Origin of the sequence: Nitrospirillum amazonense (genome assembly GCF_007828035.1) — a bacterium.
Taxonomy (GTDB): Bacteria; Pseudomonadota; Alphaproteobacteria; order Azospirillales; family Azospirillaceae; genus Nitrospirillum; species Nitrospirillum amazonense.
Window position 1 is genome coordinate 549,120 of record NZ_VITV01000004.1, and the last position, 20,198, is coordinate 569,317.

A 20,198-nucleotide genomic window follows, 5' to 3' on the forward strand; every position below is an offset into this window, starting at 1 on the left:
GGCGTCCTGCCCTCGGCGTCATATTGGCTGACGGTCCTCAGCTATGGCCTGGCTTAGCCAGGAAGAAGGGCGGCCAGCACCGCTTCAGTCGTCGCCACGATGGCATACTCGCCGTCCATGTTGGCCAGCGACAGGGCATGCACGTCTTCGGCACTCCACACCCGGCCCCGGCCATCGCGCTTGGCGTAGGTGCAGGTCGCGTCGCTGACGACCGTGGTGGCATAGCCCAGGTTGCCCGCCATGCGCACCGTGGCCTCCACCGAGTTGTTGGTGACGACGCCGGCCACCACCAGGGCGGTGATGCCCCGCCCGCGCAGCAGATCGTCTAGGCCGGTGCCGATGAAGGCGCTGTTGGTGCGCTTGGCCACCACGATCTCCCCGGCAGCCGGAATCGCCTCTTCCTTGAAGGCGTGGCCCGGCGTGCCGGGACGGTAGGTGGAATTGGGCTCCACCGAATCATGCCGCACATGGATGACCGGGTGCCCGGCCGCGCGCCAGGCGGCCAGCAGCCGGGCCACATTGGCCTCGGCCTCCGGGTTGTTGCGCGGCCCCTCCGCCGCCCAGCGCGGATCGTTGATGGCGCGCTGCAGGTCGATGAGGAGAAGGGCGGGAGCGTTCACCGCACCACCACGCGCCGGTAACTCAGCGCCTCGGCGATATGGACGCGGCGCACGGTGTCGCTGCCTTCCATGTCGGCCAGGGTGCGGGCGACGCGCAGGACGCGGTGATAGCCGCGGGCGGACAGGCGCAGGCGGTCGGCGGCCTCGGTCAGCAGGGCGCGGCCGGGGGCCTCGGGGGCGGCCACCTTTTCCAGCAGCTCGCCATCGGCCTCGGCATTGGTGCGGATGGTGGGGTGGCCCGGCTTCACCAGCGCGGCGTAGCGCGCCGCCTGGATGGCCCGGGCGCGGGCCACGCGGGCGGCCACGACGGCAGTGGTCTCGCGCGGCGGCGGCAGCGACAGGTCGGACGCCTTCACTGCCGGCACGTCGACATGCAGGTCGATGCGGTCGAACAGCGGGCCGGAAATCTTGGACTGGTAATCGGCGGCGCATTTGGGGGCGCGGCCGCAGGCCTGGGCGGGGTCGTCCAGGTGGCCGCAGCGGCAGGGGTTCATGGCGGCCACCAGCTGCACCCGCGCGGGGTAGGTGACATGGCCGTTGGCCCGCGCCACCGTGGCCCGCCCCGTCTCCAACGGCTGGCGCAGGGCCTCCAGCGTGGGCCGTGCGAATTCCGGCAGCTCATCCAAGAACAGCACGCCCTGGTGGGCCAGGCTGATTTCCCCCGGCTTGGCGCGCACACCACCCCCGACCAAGGCCGGCAGGCTGGCGCTGTGGTGCGGGTCGCGGAAAGGGCGGCGGCGCATCAGGCGCCCGCCCTCCAGCTTGCCGGCCACGGAATGGATCATGGACAGGTCCAGCGCCTCCGCCGGTTCCAGGGGCGGCAGCAATCCGGGCAGGCGGGCGGCCAGCATGGACTTGCCCGACCCCGGCGGTCCCACCATCAGCAGGTTGTGCGCGCCGCTGGCCGCCACCTCCAGCGCGCGCTTCGCCGTCTCCTGGCCCTTGATGTCGGCCAGGTCCGGCAGGGCGCCCGGCTCATCCTCCTCCATCTTGGGCTGGGGCCGCGACAGCACCTGGGTGCCCTTGAAGTGGTTGATCAGCTCCAGCAGGGTGCGCGGTGCCAGCACCTCCAGCTCGCCGGCCCAGGCGGCCTCCCCGCCGCAGGCCGCCGGGCAGATCAGGCCCCGGTCGGTGGCCACGGCGTGGATGGCGGCGGGCAGGGTGCCGGCCACGGCCGTCAAAGCGCCGTCCAGCGCCAGTTCGCCCAGGGCGCAGAAGCCCTTGATGTCCTCATCCGGCAGGATGCCCATGACGGTCAGCAGGGCGATGGCGATGGGCAGGTCATAGTGGCTGCCCTCCTTCTGCACATCGGCCGGCGCCAAGTTCACGGTGATGCGCTTGGGCGGCAGGGCCAGGCCCAGAGCATGCAAGGCCGCCCGCACCCGCTCCCGGCTTTCGGCCACCGCCTTGTCCGGCAGGCCCACCACGGTGAAGGCCACCTGCCCGCCCGACATCTGCACCTGGACGTCGATATCCAGGACGTCCACCCCCTGGAAGGCCACCGTCGAAACCCGCGCTACCACCGGCCCCATCCTATCCGCTTCTGCACGCCGGGGTAGTGTAGGCGGACGCGGGCCCCGGCGCCAGCGATGGCGGGAACCGGGGTGCGACATTCGGGCGCCCGGGGTGCGACATCGGGGTGCCTGCAACCTTGTGACGGAAAACTATAACGCTTGCGTCTCTACTGGTTAAATGGGGACAAGCGTCGATGCGCAAATTGGGTGTGATGGCCGGGGCCGCTGTGACGGCGATGGCAATGGTGTCGGTGGCCGCGTCGGCGCAGGAGGGGGCGTCGTGGGGCGGCCTGTATGTGCAGGGCTTCATCGGCGACGCCGCCGGCCAGGCGCGGCAGGACCTGACCAATGGCCGCACGACCGGCGACCATTCGGAAAACCAGGTCTCCGGCGGTGCCGGCCTGGGCTATGGCCTGCAGGTGGGCCGCCTGCTGGTGGGGGTGGAGGGCGACATCGCCAGCGGCAGCGGCGACATCACGGCGCACAACCCCACGCCCGATTACAATTACACTACCCACAATGGCTGGCTGGCCACGGGTGTCGTCCGCGCCGGCTATGATTTGGGGTTGGGCTTTCTGCCCTATGCCCTGGGCGGCGTGGCGGCGGGCGACGTGCGGCTGCACACCTACCGCACCGATGGCCCGGGGTCGTCGATCGACTTCAGCCACACCCAGGTGGGCTGGACCCTGGGCGCCGGGGCGGAGGTTCCGCTGCCCCTGGATGCCTTCCGCCTGAAGGTGGAATACCGCTATGTCGACCTGGACAGGGCGGACGGGAGCGGCAGCCAGGGCAATGCCGTCAGCGGCACCCTGCACCAGAACCTGGTGCGGCTGGCGCTGGCCTTCCGCATCTGAGGCGAGGGGGCGGCCTGTGGGGGCGATCACTGTCGCCGGCCGCCCCTCCGCCGTCCTGTGGCGTGTTTCGCGCTACGGATACAATTCCTGACGAACACCGATGAGGGGAGGGGACAGGATGAGCATGAGGGGGGCGCCGCGAAAGGGGAGCATCGTCGGTCGCGCCGCCGCCGTCTGGGCCATACTGGCCTGTGGCGCCGCGCAGGCGCAGGATTTCGTGCCGCCGCAGTCCACGGGGGATATCTATCTCCAGGGCTTTATCGGCGGCGCGCTGGTCCAGCAGCGCCAGGGATACTACCGGAGATCGGACGGCAATGACGACGTGGGGCGCTCGGTCTATGGCGGCGGCGGGTTGGGATACGCCCAGCGCTTTGACAACTGGCTGGTGGGGGGGGGGAGGCTGAAATCGGCAGCGGCACCGGCGATGTCACCACCCATGGCGGTGCGTTCGATTACGTGACCCATACGGATTGGCTGGCAACGGCCACGGGGCGCTTGGGTTATGACCTTGGCCCGGACGTGGTGCCCTATATTACGGCCGGCTTGGCGGTGGGCGATGTCGGTGCCAGCACGCGCGGCGGCGCAAGCGTCCAAAATACCAGCGACACCAAGGCCGGCTGGACGGCCGGCGCGGGAATGGAGGCGCCGCTTCCCCTCTCCCTGCTGAAGATACGGGTGGAGTACCGCTACGTGGACTTCGGCCAGGTCAACGGGCCCGATGGCCTGGGCGGCACCAGCCCCCTGTCCATCCACCAACACCTGCTTCGCCTGGGCCTGTCGTTGCGGCTCTGATCACCGGTGGGGAGTGCCGGCGGGGGCGGCGTCACGCGATCAGCGCCGCTTCCCTGCGCGCGATGGGCGGGCGCGAGGGGTGCAGGACAATCCCGTCGTCGGCGATCTCGACCTTGGCTTCGGGGTAGACAGCGGTGGCGAGCGCCAGGGCGTCCAGGAACACCGGCTTGAAGTGGCTGAGCTTGGCGTAGTGCTCGCCGAACTGGCGGCGCAGGGCCGCCCAGCGCACCGGCGTCGCCTGGTTCAGCACATGCAGGCGGTAGGCCAGCCAGATGTAGACGTCGATGGCGGTGCTGCTGGCGCTGATGTGGCGCAAGGCGGCCTCGGAGACGGGGACGGCGTGCTGCTTCAGGCTGTCGTAGAAGCTTTCGTTCAGTTCGATCACGTCCTGGAACAGGGCCACTTGGCGCTGGTCGGGGTTGGATTTGAACAGAATGGAATTGTTGACGAAGCCGGCGTTCTGCCGGGTGACCGAGGCGTCCGTCTCCCACAGGAACTGCAGGCTGCAGGCGGTGATGCGCTGCGCCTGTTCCATCACCAGGCGATAGGTCTTGCCACCGGGGCTCTCCCCCATGGCCTTCAGCCAGGAATGCCAGCTCTTGCCCAGCTCCACCTGGCGGGAGTTGGTCTTCAGCGCCTCCGTCTGCAGGTACAGCAGGATCATGCGTGCCTTGGCACCGTAGGGCACGCCCACCAGGCTGCCGTCGGCATGCCGGCCGCTCTGCACGATCAGGGTGCAGCGCCCCGTTTCCTTGCGGTGGTATTCCGGCTCCGCCGCCTTGTCGATGGAACGGTGGGGCAGGCTGGTGAGGGCGAAGCCGGCATGGGTGATGCCCATGCTGTCCTCTTCCTGGGCCAGCATGGCGGCGGCCACATCCACCAGGGCGCGGCCGCTCTTGCTGGTCGCCATCTCGCGCGCCCGGTCCACGCCATGTTCCAGGATGAGACGGTGAATGTCGGCCATGGCGCCCTTCGCTCCCTGCCAGTCGGTCGGTCGATGTCGGTTGATGGCCGGAGTGTTTCAAAGCCAAATCACTAAATCTAGGTCGGACTTTACCGGCCCCCGCTATTTGTGGGGTATTTGGAGTCTGTTATTTGAGGTGCCGGTTAAGTCCGGGAAATAAACCCGAGTCGGGCCGGTAGAGTCCGGCATCCGGCCGGCAAGGTCCGGGGGAAAACTGTTCTTCCCATGCGCCCCATGGGCGCCGGCGCATCCTGTGGCCGGTAAAGTCCGGGGGAGACGCGCCCCGAGTCTGTGGATAACTCTACCATGGCCGGTAAAGTCCGAGCCGAATCGTGACGAATCACCCCGTCCGGGCGCGCGGGATCGACTCCGGTGGACTCGAAAGCGGTTCCGACTCGCCCTTGGGTTCGGACTTTACCGGCCTTGCCGGTGGGAGTCCGGGCCTTTCCGGTGGGCAGGATGGTTGAGGGAAGGAGGCGGCATGGCCGCGAGCCGCCGCTCAGGCCCAGGGGCGCCCGGTCCACTCGGACTTTACCGGCCCCGACCTTGGAACGGGGCTGTTCTGCTGTGGCGCTTTTTCCTGGACTCGGACTTTACCGGCCCTGGCCGGGCGGGGCACGGACTTTACCGGCGGTCGGGGATGGAGGGCAGGAAACGAAGGTCACAAATCCTAAACATTAAAGATGGCAATAATGAAGTGGCGACATCCTATCAATACGCCGTTAACAAAAATATCCCCTTAAGGTTTACTGACTCAGATACTCTACTATTTAAACGGTGGTGATGACATTGTAAGGCCGCCGGATGGGACCGGGGCGGTTGCCCCTGTCGAGTATCGCAAAGGTCCCCCGGCCATATGCCCTCAGGTCCGGACTATAAGGGGTGCAGGCGCCGCCGGTGTCCGCCCCTGGGCGGCCGTCCCATGCCTCATGAACGACGCACCTGTCCCGCGAGGCAGGAATGGGCCGCCGCAGACAACGGGAGAAAACGACATGAGCGTCAACTCGAACCTTGTCATCCAAGTCGGTGCCCTGCCTGATCTGGTCGTCTCCAACGACCCCGCCAACCCCGGCCGCATCATCATGCGATGGTTGGACGGCACCGACACCAACCAGCAATGGGTGGAGGAGCCGGCGCTGAACGGCTTCTATCTCAAGAACGTGGCCACCGGCACGTATCTGGCCTTCGGCGGCGATGACCAGCCGGTCGGCCTGTCCGGCCATGGCGACGTCTGGCAGAAGACCGGCCCCAACCAGGATTTCACCGCCATCCGATTGGCCCTGCGGACATCCCAAAACCTGAACGCCCTGGGCGGCCACCCGGCGGTGGGCACCGTCGTCGGCACGTGGACCTGGGGCGGGGGCGCCGGCAATGAGATCTGGCAGGTCCAGACCGTCAGCGCCGTGTGGCCGCGGCCCACCCAGACCTTCTCCTTCATTTCGGGCATGGCGCCCTATCTGCAGCTCTGCGTCGACCCCAAGAACACGGCCGGCGCCCTGGTGGTGGATGATAACTACGCCACGCAGGCGCCCGCCGCCTTCGTCTTCACTGCCACCCAGTGGACCAGCGGGTTCTCCATCGTGAACAAGGCGTCGGGCCTGCTGGCCTATGTCAGCGGCGACGGCAACGGTTCGTCCCTGCTGCAGCGGGCGCCCAACCAGTTGAACGTCGATTCCCTGTGGACCTACGGCGGCGGCGGCGCCTTCCAGGCCATCCGGCCCTGGATCGACTCGGGCCAGAACTGGAACGTCTTCGGCAACCCGCATCCCATCCCCAAGGGCCCGCTGGCCATGGGAACCTGGAGCTGGGGCCACGGCCAGGCCAATGAGATCTGGCAGACCGTGGTGCCCGCCACGCAGGCCCGTGCGGCCAGCATCCTATGGACGGGTGAGGCCATCCAGGCCGATGGAGAGGCGGAGCATGACCGGCCGGTGGCGGCCGCCGTCGCCGAGGTCTGGGCCCAGGCCCAGGAAAAGGCCGGTGTCGCCGCCCGGGCCAACGGCCATCACTGACCGTCGACCGGCGGGCGGGATGGCCAGGCTGTCCCGCCCGTCATTCCGGCAGCGGCGATTCGGATCTTGCCGGCTCCCAAAAGACGGAAGGCGGGGCGGTTCCGCAGACCGCCCCGCCTCTCCCTCACGGGCGGCGGATGATGGGAAGGCCGCCCGTCGGTTTCACCCCTCAGCGCCAGCAGGCCGCCGGCACCGCCTTGCGCACCAGGGTGGCGAAGTCCTCCACCGTGCAGCGGTCGCCGCCGCAGGCGGGCAGGGACAGGTCAACCTTACCCGCCGGATGGGCCGGCGTCAGGGCGGCGGCTTGCCGCAGATCCTCCAGGGTCTGGTAGTAAAGCGCCACCCGGACATAACGCTTGCCCGTGGCGGTGTCGCGGCTGACCTCGAACGCCAGGGTGGTGTCGGGGGCGGTCTTGTCCGGCTGGCCGGGAAGGGTCCAGTCCAGGCCCAGCAGGCCGGCCACGTTGGACAGGTTGGTGTCATGCCCCAGGATGGAGATCAGCCTGGCCCCCGCCGGCACGGGCGCCAAGGGGGGCGCCAGGGGTGCGGCCACCGCCCCGCCCGTCACCCCGGCCACGATCTGGCGGGCCAGCAGCGCGCCGTTGTGGCTGGCGATGTAGGGCGTGCGGCGGGTCAGGTCGGCCTGGTAGTCATGCACCGGCAGGATGGCGGCCAGCGCCTGCGGCGTGCCGGCGCGGCCCCAGCCCACCTGGTCGGCGGGCATGCCCTGCACATATTCCAGGAAGATGCTCTCGGCCAGCATGGCGCCCCGCGCCAGGGGCCCGTCCACCTTCACCTCGCCGCCCTTGTCCACCACCTTGGCGGGGCCGGTGGCGAAGCAGGCGCTGGCGGGGGTGGCGCCCGGCGCGCAGGCCTTGGGCGCCACCACCTGCACCAGGGCCGCCAGGGCGGGCGCGACGCTGGCCGGCACGGTGGCGATGTCGCCGCCGTTGGCCGCGATCACCGCCTTGGTGGCCTCATCCGCGTCCATGGGGCAGGCCCCGCCCGACGCGGCGTCGAACAGCACGTCGGGGCTGTCCGGCGCCAGGCCATGGGCCTTCAGGCCGCAGCCGGGGGCTAGCCCCTCGGCCAGGGCCTGGGCGCTGGCGCGGGTGCGCTGGTCGCCGCTGTCGCCCCAGACGAAGATGCTGTTCTCGGCGGGACAGCTGTCGGCAGCCAGCAGGCCGCGCCGGCGGTACTGGGCGCCCAGGTACAGACCCAGCTGGCGGATGGCGTCGGCGCCATGGGGGGTCAGGATGCCCCGGTCCACGGGCCAGGCCGGCCAGTCCTGGTCGGATAGGCGGCGCAACTCCGCCAGGCCTTTGGTCGGGCTGCGCACGCCGTGGCGAGACAGCATGACAACCCGTTCCAGAACTTCGTGGGAGGCGGAGGCGGTGGTGTCGGCCCGGACGGGGCCAGCCATCAGGCTGGCCGCCACTAGGCCAAGAAACAGGCCTTTTTTCATCACCACCCCGTCACCGACAGGTTGAAGAACACGCTGCGGCCCGGCGTGGTCCAGTACAGCGCGTCGCCGGTGGCGGACTGGGTGCCGGCGAAGCCGTTGATGCGGTGGGTGTCGAACAGGTTGCCGATCTTCAGGCTGGGGGTGACATCCACCAGGTGATAGCCCAGGTCCTTCAGGCGCCAGCCCACCGAGACATCGGCGGTGAACACCGGGTGGATGCGATAGGCGTTGGCGAAGTCCGGCTGGCCGGTCTTGGCGTCGGTGGTGTTGTCCTGGCCGTAGAACGGGCCCACCACCTTGCCGATGGCGGAGAAGTACAGGCCCTCGGGGCTGTCATACATGACGCCGGTGGTGGCCATCCATTGCGGCGTGTTCGCCACCCAGACGTAATTGTCCTTGTACTGGGCGTGGTTCAGGCTGGCGTTGGCGTACAGCGACAGGGCGTCCGTCAGGGCGTACTGCGCCTCCATCTCCAGGCCCTTGTAGATGGCGCCGGACCCGTTGACGAAGGTGGTCTCCGTCGTGCCGGGCACCTGGCTGGTGGAGATGTAGTTGCTGAAGTCGATGTAGTAGGCGTCAGCGCCCACCATCCAGCGGCCGTGCTGCACGGCGGTGCCCACCTGGTAGTTCATGGTCTCTTCCGGCTTGATCGAGGCGATCTTGGCCACCTGGAAGACGTCGATGGGCGGCGCCAGGAAGCCCTTGGCCACCTGGGCGTAGGCGGTCCACCCTTCCTGGATGGTGTAGTGCGCGGCGATGGAGGGCTGGGCCTCGGTATAGGTCTCGCTGTAGTTCAGCGGCGCCGGCGGCTTGGTCTTGTTGTACAGCGCGTCGACATCGCGGGTGAAGCTGGTGACCTTCACGCCCGGGATCAGGGTCAGGTCCGGCGTGACCTTCCAGTCGAACTCGGCATAGGGCTGCCAGGTGGTGTTCAGGTCGCGATACTTGTAGGTGTAGGGCGTGCCGTACTTGCCCGTGACCAGAATGTTCTGGGTCCAGTCATAGGATTCGGAATGGCGGTGGTCCAGCTGGCGGTCGTACCAGACGCCGGCCTTGATGTCGCCGAAGGACAGGCTGTCGGTCAGCCGCAAGGTGTCGCCGAAGGTGCGGTAGTTGGCGTTGGCCTCCTTGCCTGGGATGTCGCCGGCATAGGTGGCCACCTTCTTGCCGGCGGCGTTGTAGACGGTGACGCCCACATCCTTGGGGTTGCTGTCGCTGGCGTCCGACGATTCCTTGTAATGGTGGCCGAAGCCGTTGGTGTAGGCGGTGTTGTCCAGCTTGAGGGCGTCCGTCAGTTCCGACTGCACCCGGATGTAGTCGAAGTCCGAGGTATAGCGGCTGGGCTGGTACTTGTAATAGGACTGGGCCTTGGGGTTGTCGCCCAGGCCCCAGTTGTCGCCGTACTTGGCCAAGTCGGCCAGGGTGACGCCCTGCGTCGTGTACTCGAACGAATGGTTCTTGCTGGCCACCAGCGTCACCGTCGTGCGCTCCCCGATGTCCAGCACGTCCTTGAAGAAGTAGTTGGTGCGCTGTTCCTCCGCCCCGGTCAGGTAGCCGTCCGAGGTGGTGCGCTGCACGTCGAAGAACATGCGGCCCAGCACGGTGCGGCCGGTGTCGATCTCGCCGCCGATGCCCTTGGTGTTCCAGCTGCCATAGGTGCCGTAGGCGGTGACGCCCGGATCTTCCGACGGGGTTTTGGACAGGAAGCCCAGGGTGCCGCCGAAGGTGGCCTTGCCGATGGTGGAGGCGGTGCCGGGGCCCCGGTCCACCTCCGCCTGGCCCATGTCATGGGCCACGAACAGGGCGGAGCTGGTGTGGTGCAGGTCGGTGGCGTCGCCGAAGGGGATGCCATCGAAGGTGATGTTGAACTGGCTGTCCTGGAAGCCGCGCAGGCTCAGCGTTTCCGCCTTGCCCAGGCCGGGGCCGTTGGGGCTCTGGGCATAGACGCTGGGCTGGAACTTCACCATGTCGTCGAAACTGGACAGCGGGACGATGTTGTCGCGCAGGAAGCCTTCTGGAACGATGGAAGTGGGCTCCGTTGCCTCCAGCGGCACGTTGGAGGGCGAGACGCGCATGACCTTGGCCACCACGTCGATCTCGGTCATGGGCGCATCGGCGTCGGCTGCGCCAGAGGGGGCAGGGTCCGCCGCGCGGGCAGGCGGGGCGAGGGCGCCCAGCGCCATGGCCACGGCGGCGGCGCCCATCATCAGTCTGGCCCGGTTTGGGCGGGTCTCCGGTTTCGTCGTCATCATCGTCCCCCTTCGTTGATCGCGGCACCTTGGACGGCGCTTTGCAAAATCGCGTGCCGCGCTGGTACAGTCGGGACGGGATGCGGATCTTGACGGCAGCCTGACGGAAATTTCAGGTATCGCCGATCGCTACGGCGGCATAAGGCCTTAGCCACTGCCCATTTTCTTGTGAATTTCATTTGACCGATACATGACGGGACGATGACGGGCCGCCTTGCCTTGACCGCGCTGAACTACGACGCCGGGGGACTGATTCAGGAGCTGTCGGCGCTGGGGTGGGACACCACGGGGGACGGCACGCCCGATGTCCGCCTGCTGATCGCCGCCGATGCCGGGGCGCTGCCGCGTTATCTCAAGGAAGGATGGCCCACCCTGTGCCTGGCCACTGTGGGAACGGAGGCCGAGTCCGCCCTGCTGCGGGCCGGCGCGCACATGGTGCTGCCTTTGGATACGGCGGCGACGGCGGTGGCGGCGGCCCTGTCGGCGCTGGCCCGGCTGGCGGCGCCCGGCGACCGCGCCCTGCGGGTGGGCGATCTCGCCCTGCACGTCGACCGCCGGCTGGCCTGGTGCCGGGGGCGGCCGCTGGCGCTGGCGCCCCTGGATTTCGATCTGTTGGTGCTGCTGGCCGAACGGCCCGGGCAGGTGGTGCCGGCGGCGGAACTGCGGGCCCGGCTGTGGCCCGATGCGACCAACAGCGCCGGCCGCCTGACGGCGCACATCCACAGCCTGCGCCGCGCCCTGGGGCCGGCCGTGCCGCTGCACACCCGTGGCCACCAGGGCTATGTGCTGGGGGGCGCCGGCCCCTAAACGGTAGACTGGAGCGTTAGGTAGTATACCGGATATCGGCGCTGGCGGCCGCCGCCTAGGGTAGCCGGCATGGTTCCACCAGGCGGGTGATTCCCATGCGCGCCCTTATCATCGGCAAGGCCTCGCCCGGCGTCGCGCGGCTGTCGCGGCTGTTGCGGGAACGCGGCTGGCAGGTCGACACCCTGGCTGCCCTGCCGCCGGCGCCCCGTATGACCGACGTCGTGGTGCTGTCCGATGACACCCGTCAATTGCGCGAGCGCCTGAGCCGCGCACGGCGAATTTTCGCCGACGCCCTGGTGGTGACGCTGGCGGCGGAGCAGGCGGACCGCACCGGCGCCCTGGCGCTGGGCGCCGATGACCAAGTGGATGCAACCCTGCCCGGCGACTTGGTGGTGGACCGCCTGTTGGCCCTGCTGCGCCTGAAGCGCCAGGGGCCGCGCCTGGCCTATGTCCTGGATGATCTGGCCGTGGATGTCCGCCAGCGCCGGGTACGCCGCGCCGGCCGTGACATCCTGCTGTCCTCGCGCGAGTTCCAACTGCTGGTCCTGCTGCTGCAGGCGGAAGGGGCGGTGGTGCCGCGCAGCGCCATCCTCGACCGGCTGTGGGCCGGCGACCTGGACGTGGCCGACAATGCCGTGGATGCCCTGGCCTCCCGCCTGCGCCGCCGGCTGGATGGGCCGGGCCAGCCCCGCCTGCTGCACACCCTGCGCGGCGTTGGCTACTGCCTGCTGTCCGCCGTGATGGAGACCCGGGCCGCCGCCTGATGCCGCCACCGGCTGTCCATCATGTAGGCGTCGTCATGTCGGGGCCGTCATGTCGCGGCCATGCTCAGGTGGATCAGGGCGGGTACGTTGTCGCAGCCCGTCTTTTCCATGACCCGCGCGCGATGGTTTTCCACCGTGCGGGCGCTGATGCCCAGCTTCCAGGCGATGACCTTGTTGGGGTGGCCGGCCACCAGCAGGTCCATGACCTCGCGCTCACGGGTGCTCAAGGTCTCCAGCCGGCTTTGCGCCGCCTGGGATTCCGCCTGGTGGCGCAGGGTATGGCCGAAGCGCGCCATGGCCGTCTCCACCGCCCGCACCAGGGCGTCGATGGCGAAGGGCTTCTCGATGAAATCCACCGCCCCAGCCTTCAGGGCCGTCACCGCCTTGGGCACGTCACCCTGGCCGGTCAGGATGATCATCGGCAGGGGACAACCGCGCCGCGCCAACTCCGCCTGCAGCTCCAGGCCCGTCATGCCCGGCATGTTGATATCGGCGATGACGCAGCCGGGCACGCCGTCGGCCCCGGCTTCCAGAAAGCCTATGGCCGAGGGGTATGTCGCCACGGGGTATCCTTCGGCCTGGAACAGGGCGCTCAATGCGTCGCGCACGGCCTCGTCATCATCGACGATGGCCAGGGTCAGCTCAGGCTGCGGCATTGGGCACCTCCTGGGCGGGCAGCACCGAAGGTAGCGGGGCCAAAGGCAGGGAAAACGAGAAGGCGGCGCCGCCCAGCGTGCCGGTGCCGGCCCGCAGGCGGCCGCCATGGGCCTCGACGATGCTGCGGCTGATGCTGAGGCCCAAGCCCATGCCCGTGGGCCGGGTGGTGGTGAAGGGCGCGAACAGGCGGCCCGCCACCTCCTCCGCAATGCCGGGACCGGTATCGGCCACGCGAATGTCGGCCCGGGTCGGGGGGGCCGTCCCGTCTTCCGCCGCCCGCATGTCGATCAGGATGCGGCGGTCGGTGGTGGTCCCGTCGGCCAGGGCGTCCAAGGCGTTGCGCACCAGGTTGATCAGCACCTGTTCCACCTGCACCCGGTCGATGGACAGGATCAAGCCATCCCCCACCACCACGTCCAGCCGCGCGCCGGCGTTGGCGACCTCATCCGCCAGCAGGCGGGCGACGCCGGCCACCAGCTCGTCAGCCGGTACCGGGGCGCTGTCCACCTGGCCGGTGCGGTAGAATTCGCGCAGGTGGCGGATGATGGCGCCGGCCCGCTCCGCCTGGGCGGCGGCCTTGCCCATCAGTTCCAGCGCCTTGGATTGGCTTTCGGATTCCAGGATGCGGCGGCAGGCGCCGGTGTAGCTGACGATGGCCGACAGGGGTTGGTTCAGCTCGTGCGCCAGGGCGGCCGCCAGTTCCTCCGTCAGGTGGCTGCGGCTGGCCTGCTCGGCGGCGGCGCGGTGCTGGCCCAGGGCCGCGGCGGCGCGCTTGCGGGCGGAGATGTCGCGGATGGTCAGCACGCCCATGACCCCGCCCGTCTCCTCGACTATGGACAGGGACGATTCCACCGGCAGGGGGCGGCCGTCGGCGGCCACCAGCCATTCCTCGCCGCCTTCCTCACGGCGCAATAGATTGGCCAGGGGACGGCCGCGCAGGGTGTCGGGTGCCCGTCCCGTCAGGTCGGCCACCAGGCGGTTGACCTCCTCCACCCGGCCGTCGGCGTCCAGGATGACGATGCCGTCTGGCGCCAGCTCGATCAGGGTCTTCAACCGCGCCTCGCCCCTGGCGGCGGCGGCCCGCACCCGCTCGCGTTCCGAGATGACGGCGCCCAGCAGCAGGCCGGTCATGGCCAGCGACAGCATCAGGATTTGCAGCTTCAGCGCCTGATAGGGCTGGATGTCGCACACGGCGATGCCCAGGCTGAGGGCGGCCTCCAGCCCCGCCAGGGCCAGCACGGCGCCAGGCAGGCCGCTGCCGGCCGCCACCCAGACCAGGGGGATGAACACGGGGTAGAAGCGCGAGCCCACCACCCGGGGGAAAATCACCGCCACCGACAGGCAGATGCCGGCGACCTGGCCCAGGGTCTGGGCCCGCAGCAGGCGGGCGGGGTGCAGGTGGCACGGCAGGCGCGGCGCCATCAGGGCCAGGGTCGCGGTCACGGTCACGCCGGCCACGTCGCCCACCCAATGCTGCAGGGCCACGGTCAGCGGGTCGGCGGTCATGGCGCGCCCGTCCCAGCCGGTCAGCGTCCATCCCGCCAGGGGCCAGGCCGGCAGGACCAAGGCCAGGGCCAGCAGCAGCAGGCTCTGCCCTAGCGCCCCGGCCATGGTCAGGCCAGCCAGCCGCATGACGCCGTCCACATCCTCCAGCACGAAGCCCTCGTCATCCTGGCGCAGGCGGCGGGCCAGCAGCAGGGCGGGTAGGGCGAAGACCAACGGTTCGGCCAGGGTGGGGATGGCCATGCTGGCGGCCAGGGGGTGGCTGGCCGGCATCAGGACGGCGCGCAGGGTCAGGCCGATGACGGCCGCCAGCATCACCAGGGGCAGGCGGTGCGCACCCCACAGCATGACCAGCGCCAGGCCGATGCCGGCACGCAGGTTCCACGGTGCCCAGCCGGGCACAGCCGAGACCAGCAGCGGGTCCAGCAGCCCGGCCAGCGGGTACAATGCCAGCAAGGCCCAAGGCCAACGGGAATTTGACGTCGACAGCAAAAGGCCCCATCACGGACAGGATGAAGGCGGTTCCTTCATCTGACTGTGATAGGGCCCTTGCGTTACGGTCTTGTGACGCCACGCCTTATCGGGACGCCGTCTTCGACGCCGCCTTTAACGGGACGCCGTCTTCGACGGCGGGGCCCATTTGGCCAGCCAGTCGACCACGGCCTGCGGGTCCATGTGGCGGGCATCGGTCAGGTCGAAGCTGGCGTCGCCGTTCACCAGGGTGCCGTCGGCCTCCACCACCAGCACGGTGGGCACGCCCTTGAACTTCGGCACGCCGAAGCGCGCGGGCACGTCCATGTTCTTGGTGTAGCGGCCCACGTCCACCGTCACCATGACGTAGTTTTTGTCCAGGAAGCTGTGCACCTGCGGCAGTTCCACCAGGCCGGCCAGCACGCGGCAGTCGCCGCACCAGTTGCCGCCGAAGTCCAGCAGCACGCGCTTGTGCTCCTTCTTCGCCTTGGCTAGGGCGGCGTCCACCTGGGCGTTCACGGCGGCGTTGTCGATGGCCTCGTCATAGGGGTAGGGCAGGGGCTGTTTCAGTTCCACATTGCCCACCTGCGGGGCGGCGACCTGGGCGGTGGCCGCGGTGGGGGCCAACAGGGGCAGGGCCAGCAGGGCGGCGACGCCCAGGGCGGAGAGGGTGGTGCGGACGGTCATCGCAGGCTCCTGGGCTACAAGGGGACAGTCGCACTTTTCCAAGCGCGAATTCAGGTCATTATGCCTGATATGGGCACCAGGGAAAGCCCCGCCAGGGACCTATTCCCACCACCGGCCGCATGACGGCCCGGCATTTGACGAATAATGGGCGTCCGGTTCGGGAGGATTACCACAATGACCAATGTAGATAACAAGGTCATGAGCCGCGCGGACCTGAACCGCGCCTTGCTGGCCCGCCAGATGCTGCTGTCGCGCCATGCCGCCGGCGTGGTCGCGGCGGTGGAGGCGACGGCGGGCCTGCAGGCGCAGGAACCCCGCCCGCCCTTCATCGGCCTGTGGTCCCGCCTGCTGGGCTTCCGGCGCGACGACCTCCTGACCGCCTTGCGTGAACGCCACGTGGTGCGCGCCACCCTGTTGCGCGGCACCCAGCACCTGGTCAGCGCCGCCGACTACGCCGCCTGGCGCGGCCTGATGCAGCCGATGCTGACCGCCGCCTTCTTCGGCTTGGGTGACCGCACCCGCCATATCGACCCACTGCCCATCGCCGCCGTGGCCCGACCCTTCATGTCCCTGCCCCGCACCTTCAACGACCTGCGCGCCCATCTGGCCCAGGCCTTCCCGGATGAGACGGACGACCGCGCCATGGGGCACGCGGTGCGCTGCCACCTGCCGCTGGTGACGGCGCCGGACGGCGGCCCCTGGGGCATCGCCAACGATCCGCTGTACGTGGCGGCGGAGGAATGGCTGGAGCGACCGGTGGATTTGCAAGGCGACCTGCAGGGGCTGGTGCGCCGCTATCTCGCCGCCTTCGGCCCCGCCACCCCCGCCGACATGCAGGCCTGGTGCGGGCTGAAGGGATTGAAGCCGGTGCTGGAGTCCATGGCGGCGGAACTGGTGGTGCTGCGGGATGAGAAGGGCAAGGCGCTGTGGGACCTGCCCGACGCGCCCCGTCCACCGCCGGAGACGCCGGCGCCCGTCCGCTACGTGCCCGCTTTCGACAACCTCATCCTGGCCCACGCCGACCGCACCCGTATCGTGGATGAGGCCTGGCGCCCCCGCATCGTGTCCAAGAACCTGCAGGTCGCCGCCACCTTCCTGGTGGACGGCTTCGTCGCCGGCATCTGGAAGACGGCGCGCAAGGCCAAGCTGGCCACCCTGACGCTGGAGCCCTTCGTTCCCCTCGCCACCGTTGATGAGGCGGCCTTGCGCGAGGAAGGGGAGGCGCTGCTGCGCTTCCTGGAACCGGATGCACCGGCGGTGGAGGTGAAGGTGGTGCCCCCATCTTCCTAGTCCCATGGTCCGTGTTGCGCCGCGGCGCCTTGGGGCGGACCCTGCCGTCATGGACTTCACCTTCGCCATCGCCGAGCTGGCGGGCGCCGTCGCCCTGCTGCTGTGGGGCGTGCACATGGTGCAAACCGGTGTGCAGCGCGCCTTCGGCGCCCGGCTGCGCGCGGTCCTGGGCCGGGCGCTGGCCAACCGGTTCCAGGCCTTCCTCGTGGGCATGGGCGTCACGGCGCTGCTGCAAAGCAGTACGGCCACCGGCCTGATGGTCTCCGGCTTCGTGGCCGGCGGGCTGGTGGATCTGGTGCCGGCCCTGGCCGTCATGCTGGGCGCCAATGTGGGCACCACCCTGATCGTTCAGGCCCTGTCCTTCAACGTCGCCTCCATCGCTCCGGTGCTGATCCTGGTGGGCTTCCTACTGTTCCGCCGGGGCGTCAGCCCATCGCGCGACATGGGCCGCGCCTTCATCGGCCTGGGCCTCATGCTCATGGCCCTGCACCAGTTGCTGGCGATCATAGCGCCCTATGAGGATGCGCCCAGCCTGCGCATGATCCTGGGCGCCATTGCCACCGAACCGGTGGTGGATGTCATCCTGGCGGCGGCGCTGACCTGGGCCGCCCATTCCAGCGTGGCGGTGGTGCTGCTGACCATGTCGCTGGCGGCGCAGGGGGCCGTGCCGCCCCACGCCGCCTTCGCCCTGGTATTGGGCGCCAACCTGGGTACCGCCATCAACCCGGTGCTGGAGGGGGCCGCCGGCAACGACCCCGCCGCCCGGCGCCTGCCCTTAGGCAACCTGCTGAACCGGGCGGCGGCGGTGCTGCTGGGTCTGGCGGCGCTCGGGCACCTCGGCCCCCTGATGGTGGGGCTGGAGCCGGACGTGACCCGGGCGGTGGCCGATTTCCACACCCTATTCAACCTGGCGGTGGCGCTGCTGTGCTTCCCCTTGCTGCCGTTCTACGCTCGGCTGCTGGCCCGCCTGCTGCCGGCCAGGATGGATGCGGCCGACCCGGGCCGTCCGCTCTACCTCGACCCGTCGGCCCAGGACACGCCGGTGGTGGCCCTGGGCAACGCCGCGCGAGAGGCCCTGCGCCTGGTGGATGTGCTGGAGGCCATGCTGCAGGGCCTGCGCGACGCGCTGGACGACGGTGATCGGCGCCGCATCGCCGAGACCAAGCGCATGGACGACGTGTTGGATCGGCTGAACACTGCCATCAAGGCCTATCTCTCCGCCCTGGACAGCGACGCCCTGTCGGACGCGGATCAGCGTCGGGCGCTGGAAATCCTGACCTTCGCCATGAATATGGAACACGCGGGCGACGTGGTGGACCGCAACCTGATGGGTCTGGCGCGCAAGCGGCTGAAGCGCGGGCTGGTCTTCTCGGCCGAGGGGCAGCGGGACCTGCTGGCCATGGTCGACAGCCTGATCGTCAATCTACGCACGGCGGGCTCGCTGTTCATGACCGGCGACGCCCGCGCCGCTCGCCTGCTGGCCGGCGAGAAAGAGGCGTTCCGCCGGCGCGAGAACGAGGCCACCACCGCCCACTTCGCCCGCCTCAGCGCCGGCCGGGTGGACAGCGCGGAAACCAGCGCCCTGCATCTGGACCTGCTGCGCGACCTGAAACGGGTGAACACCCATCTGGTGGAAGCGGCGGCCTATCCCGTCCTGGAACGCTCCGGCGACCTGCTGCCCAGCCGGCTGAAAGGGCGTCAGCCGGCGGATACGCGGGAGGACGGGGACTGATCACTTATCCCATTCGCGGATTACCGCCAGCCATAGGGCCAGCGTCTCCGAATGCGGGCTGGTCAGGGGCAGGTTGTCGGTTTTGACCGAGGTCTGGACCATGACCAGCTTGGTCTTGGGATCGACGAAGATGTATTGGCCCTCGGCACCTAAAAGCGCGAACAGCCGGCGCCCGTCGGGGCTGACCTTGGGGGGCAGCACCCAGACTTGGTAGCCGTAGCCGTAAAGGTGCGCCGCCGTGCCCGACGCCACCTGCGCATCGGCCGGGTCCAGGGTGGTGGCGGCCAACAGCCAGTCTTTGGGGATCAACTGCTTGCCCTCCCAGGCGCCGTCGTGGGCCAGCAGGCGGCCCAGGCGGCCATAATCGCGCAGGGTGGCGTTGAAGCCGGAACAGCCGATCTCCTGCCCGCTGGCGTCCACCTCCCACCGCGCATCCACCTCCGCCCCCATGGGCTGCCAGACCTTGGCGGTCAGATAATCGGACAGGGACTGGCCGGTGGCGTGACGCACCACCGTGGCCAGCGCCTCACTATCACCGCAGGAATATTGAAAATGGCTGCCGGCAGGGGTGGCACGGCTGTATTTGGCCAGCGCCGTCCCTTCGTCCACCCCGCTGTGTATGTCCTGGAACAGGCCATGCGGATCAGCCTGCTCAAAGGCCACGCCGGATGACATCTGCAGCAGCGCCTTCAGCGGCGTCTGGCCATAGGCGCTGCCCTTCAGGGTGGGGACGTAGGCCTCGGCCGGATCGCCGATACCCTTGACGCGGCCGTCGGCGATGGCGGCCCCCAGCAGCAGGCTGACCAGCGTCTTGGCCATGGATTGCGAGGTGAAGCGGTCCTTGTCCGTGCGGCCGTACTGGTAACGCTCCACCAGGATGGTGTCGTCCTTCAGGATCAGCAGGCCGGTGGCCGGCACCCGCGCCATATAGTCCGCCAGGCCCAGCACCGGCCCGTCCTTCACGTGCAGGATGTCGGGCACGTAGTGCAGTTCCGGTTCCGCCGACGCCCGCTTGAAGGTCCAGGGCTTGGCCGCCGCCGGCAGGGTGTGGGTCTTCACCAGGCTGTCGTAATGGCTGAAGCCCCAGACCATGTGGGGCTTCTCATACCAGTTGTCCCAGGTGCCGGCGGGATAGCCTTCCGCCTGGCCATAGGCGGCGGCGTCGGGGCCGCCGGGCTCGAAGGTCTGGGCCTTTGCGGAAGGGGGCAGCAGTGACGCCGCTAGCGCGGCGAGGATCAATCCGGCACGGCGCATCAGGTATCCCCTTCTTCAGATATCGGGTTGTCGGACCCCGGATCGGCGTCGGCCAGCCTGTCCATCAGGCCGGCCGCCAAGCGCAGCAGCTCGCGCTCCGTCGGGGTCAGGGTGGTGATCATGGCGCGGGCCAGGGCGGTGCGCCGGCCGTGCACATCGCCGAACAGGGCCTGGCGGCCGGTATCGGTGATCTCGATACGCACCTGGCGGCGGTCCACTGCGTCTGGCCGGCGGGCGATGTGGCCCTGGCCTTCCAGATCAGCCAGCAGCCGGGTCAGCGACTGCGGCTGGATGCGCAGATAGGCGGCCAGCGCCGTGGCCGTGGCCGGCCCTTCACGATGCAGTTGGCCCAGCACGCCCAGCTTGGTCGTGCTCATACCCTCCGCCGGTCGGTTGGCCAGCAGGCGGCGGGACAGGGTGGTGGTGCTGCGGTGCAACCGCCGCGCCGTTTCCAGCGCCGCCGCAAAGACATCGTCGTGCTCGTTCATATACTAAGATATGTCTTAGTATATAACGGGAGTCAACGGGCGATTTCGGCGGTATTATGATGACAGAAAGAAAGA

The 20,198-nt window shown here is 69.1% G+C and carries 18 protein-coding genes; 8 read left to right on the forward strand and 10 right to left on the reverse strand.

The genetic code is table 11. From position 1 onward, the window contains the following. Positions 1–53 precede the first annotated feature (53 nt). Both FBZ87_RS14075 and FBZ87_RS14080 read right to left on the reverse strand, forming a co-directional pair. On the reverse strand, positions 54–620 hold the full coding sequence (locus FBZ87_RS14075; RefSeq protein WP_145610904.1) for a cysteine hydrolase family protein: 567 nt from the start codon (positions 618–620) through the stop codon (positions 54–56). After that, positions 617–2,143, reverse strand: coding sequence for a YifB family Mg chelatase-like AAA ATPase (locus FBZ87_RS14080; RefSeq protein ID WP_145610905.1), 1,527 nt, complete (start codon positions 2,141–2,143; stop codon positions 617–619). The genes FBZ87_RS14075 and FBZ87_RS14080 overlap by 4 nt, the downstream gene beginning before the upstream one ends. Before the next feature lie 185 nt (positions 2,144–2,328). Here FBZ87_RS14080 and FBZ87_RS14085 point away from each other — a divergent pair, with 185 nt between their 5' ends. The 3 genes from FBZ87_RS14085 to FBZ87_RS14095 all read left to right on the forward strand — a co-directional run bounded on the left by FBZ87_RS14085 (position 2,329) and on the right by FBZ87_RS14095 (position 3,780). Beyond that, the gene (locus FBZ87_RS14085; protein ID WP_145610906.1) at positions 2,329–2,988 is read left to right on the forward strand and encodes an outer membrane protein; all 660 of its coding nucleotides are present in this window, start codon (positions 2,329–2,331) and stop codon (positions 2,986–2,988) included. Positions 2,989–3,106: 118 nt separating this feature from the next. Then, a complete protein-coding gene (locus FBZ87_RS14090) occupies positions 3,107–3,448 on the forward strand; it encodes a hypothetical protein (RefSeq protein ID WP_145610907.1) in 342 nt (113 codons plus the stop codon). After that, positions 3,394–3,780: an outer membrane protein gene (locus FBZ87_RS14095; protein WP_246134416.1), complete on the forward strand. Its 387-nt coding sequence runs from the start codon at positions 3,394–3,396 to the stop codon at positions 3,778–3,780. Before FBZ87_RS14090 ends, FBZ87_RS14095 begins: the two co-directional genes overlap by 55 nt. Before the next feature lie 31 nt (positions 3,781–3,811). Here FBZ87_RS14095 and FBZ87_RS14100 read toward each other — a convergent pair whose 3' ends face one another. Next, on the reverse strand, positions 3,812–4,744 hold the full coding sequence (locus tag FBZ87_RS14100; RefSeq protein ID WP_145610909.1) for a replication protein RepA: 933 nt from the start codon (positions 4,742–4,744) through the stop codon (positions 3,812–3,814). Positions 4,745–5,736: 992 nt separating this feature from the next. Here FBZ87_RS14100 and FBZ87_RS14105 point away from each other — a divergent pair. Then, positions 5,737–6,756: an RICIN domain-containing protein gene (locus FBZ87_RS14105; protein WP_145610910.1), complete on the forward strand. Its 1,020-nt coding sequence runs from the start codon at positions 5,737–5,739 to the stop codon at positions 6,754–6,756. Positions 6,757–6,925: 169 nt separating this feature from the next. On the opposite strand, the gene FBZ87_RS14110 is transcribed toward FBZ87_RS14105, so the two are convergent. Both FBZ87_RS14110 and FBZ87_RS14115 read right to left on the reverse strand, forming a co-directional pair. Beyond that, positions 6,926–8,179 carry a histidine-type phosphatase gene (locus FBZ87_RS14110; RefSeq protein WP_186454751.1) on the reverse strand — a complete coding sequence of 418 codons (1,254 nt, stop codon included), beginning with the start codon at positions 8,177–8,179 and terminating at the stop codon, positions 6,926–6,928. 41 nt (positions 8,180–8,220) lie between these two features. Then, positions 8,221–10,428, reverse strand: a complete 2,208-nt coding sequence (locus tag FBZ87_RS14115; RefSeq protein WP_246134399.1) for a TonB-dependent receptor — start codon at positions 10,426–10,428, stop codon at positions 8,221–8,223. Positions 10,429–10,671: 243 nt separating this feature from the next. Between FBZ87_RS14115 and FBZ87_RS14120 the strand changes: the two genes are divergently transcribed. Continuing rightward, complete coding sequence (locus FBZ87_RS14120) at positions 10,672–11,277, forward strand: winged helix-turn-helix domain-containing protein (protein WP_145610912.1); 606 nt, start codon at positions 10,672–10,674, stop codon at positions 11,275–11,277. Between the two features lie 95 nt (positions 11,278–11,372). After that, entirely contained in the window at positions 11,373–12,041 is a 669-nt protein-coding gene (locus FBZ87_RS14125; RefSeq protein WP_145610913.1) for a winged helix-turn-helix domain-containing protein, read from the forward strand. 47 nt (positions 12,042–12,088) lie between these two features. On the opposite strand, the gene FBZ87_RS14130 is transcribed toward FBZ87_RS14125, so the two are convergent. From FBZ87_RS14130 to FBZ87_RS14140, 3 genes are all read right to left on the reverse strand, one after another. Continuing rightward, on the reverse strand, positions 12,089–12,697 hold the full coding sequence (locus FBZ87_RS14130; protein WP_145610914.1) for a response regulator transcription factor: 609 nt from the start codon (positions 12,695–12,697) through the stop codon (positions 12,089–12,091). Continuing rightward, positions 12,684–14,657 carry a two-component system sensor histidine kinase NtrB gene (locus FBZ87_RS14135; RefSeq protein WP_145610915.1) on the reverse strand — a complete coding sequence of 658 codons (1,974 nt, stop codon included), beginning with the start codon at positions 14,655–14,657 and terminating at the stop codon, positions 12,684–12,686. The genes FBZ87_RS14130 and FBZ87_RS14135 overlap by 14 nt, the downstream gene beginning before the upstream one ends. A 150-nt stretch (positions 14,658–14,807) precedes the next feature. Beyond that, the gene (locus FBZ87_RS14140) at positions 14,808–15,359 is read right to left on the reverse strand and encodes a thioredoxin family protein (protein WP_145610916.1); all 552 of its coding nucleotides are present in this window, start codon (positions 15,357–15,359) and stop codon (positions 14,808–14,810) included. A 174-nt stretch (positions 15,360–15,533) separates the two neighbouring features. Here FBZ87_RS14140 and FBZ87_RS14145 point away from each other — a divergent pair, with 174 nt between their 5' ends. Then, entirely contained in the window at positions 15,534–16,649 is a 1,116-nt protein-coding gene (locus tag FBZ87_RS14145; protein ID WP_211106941.1) for a winged helix DNA-binding domain-containing protein, read from the forward strand. Positions 16,650–16,698: 49 nt separating this feature from the next. Further along, positions 16,699–18,381: a Na/Pi cotransporter family protein gene (locus FBZ87_RS14150; RefSeq protein WP_145610917.1), complete on the forward strand. Its 1,683-nt coding sequence runs from the start codon at positions 16,699–16,701 to the stop codon at positions 18,379–18,381. Here the strand turns inward: FBZ87_RS14150 and FBZ87_RS14155 are convergent, their stop codons facing one another. Continuing rightward, entirely contained in the window at positions 18,382–19,635 is a 1,254-nt protein-coding gene (locus FBZ87_RS14155) for a serine hydrolase domain-containing protein (RefSeq protein WP_145610918.1), read from the reverse strand. Then, complete coding sequence (locus FBZ87_RS14160) at positions 19,635–20,123, reverse strand: MarR family winged helix-turn-helix transcriptional regulator (protein WP_145610919.1); 489 nt, start codon at positions 20,121–20,123, stop codon at positions 19,635–19,637. Before FBZ87_RS14160 ends, FBZ87_RS14155 begins: the two co-directional genes overlap by 1 nt. Positions 20,124–20,198: the final 75 nt, after the last annotated feature.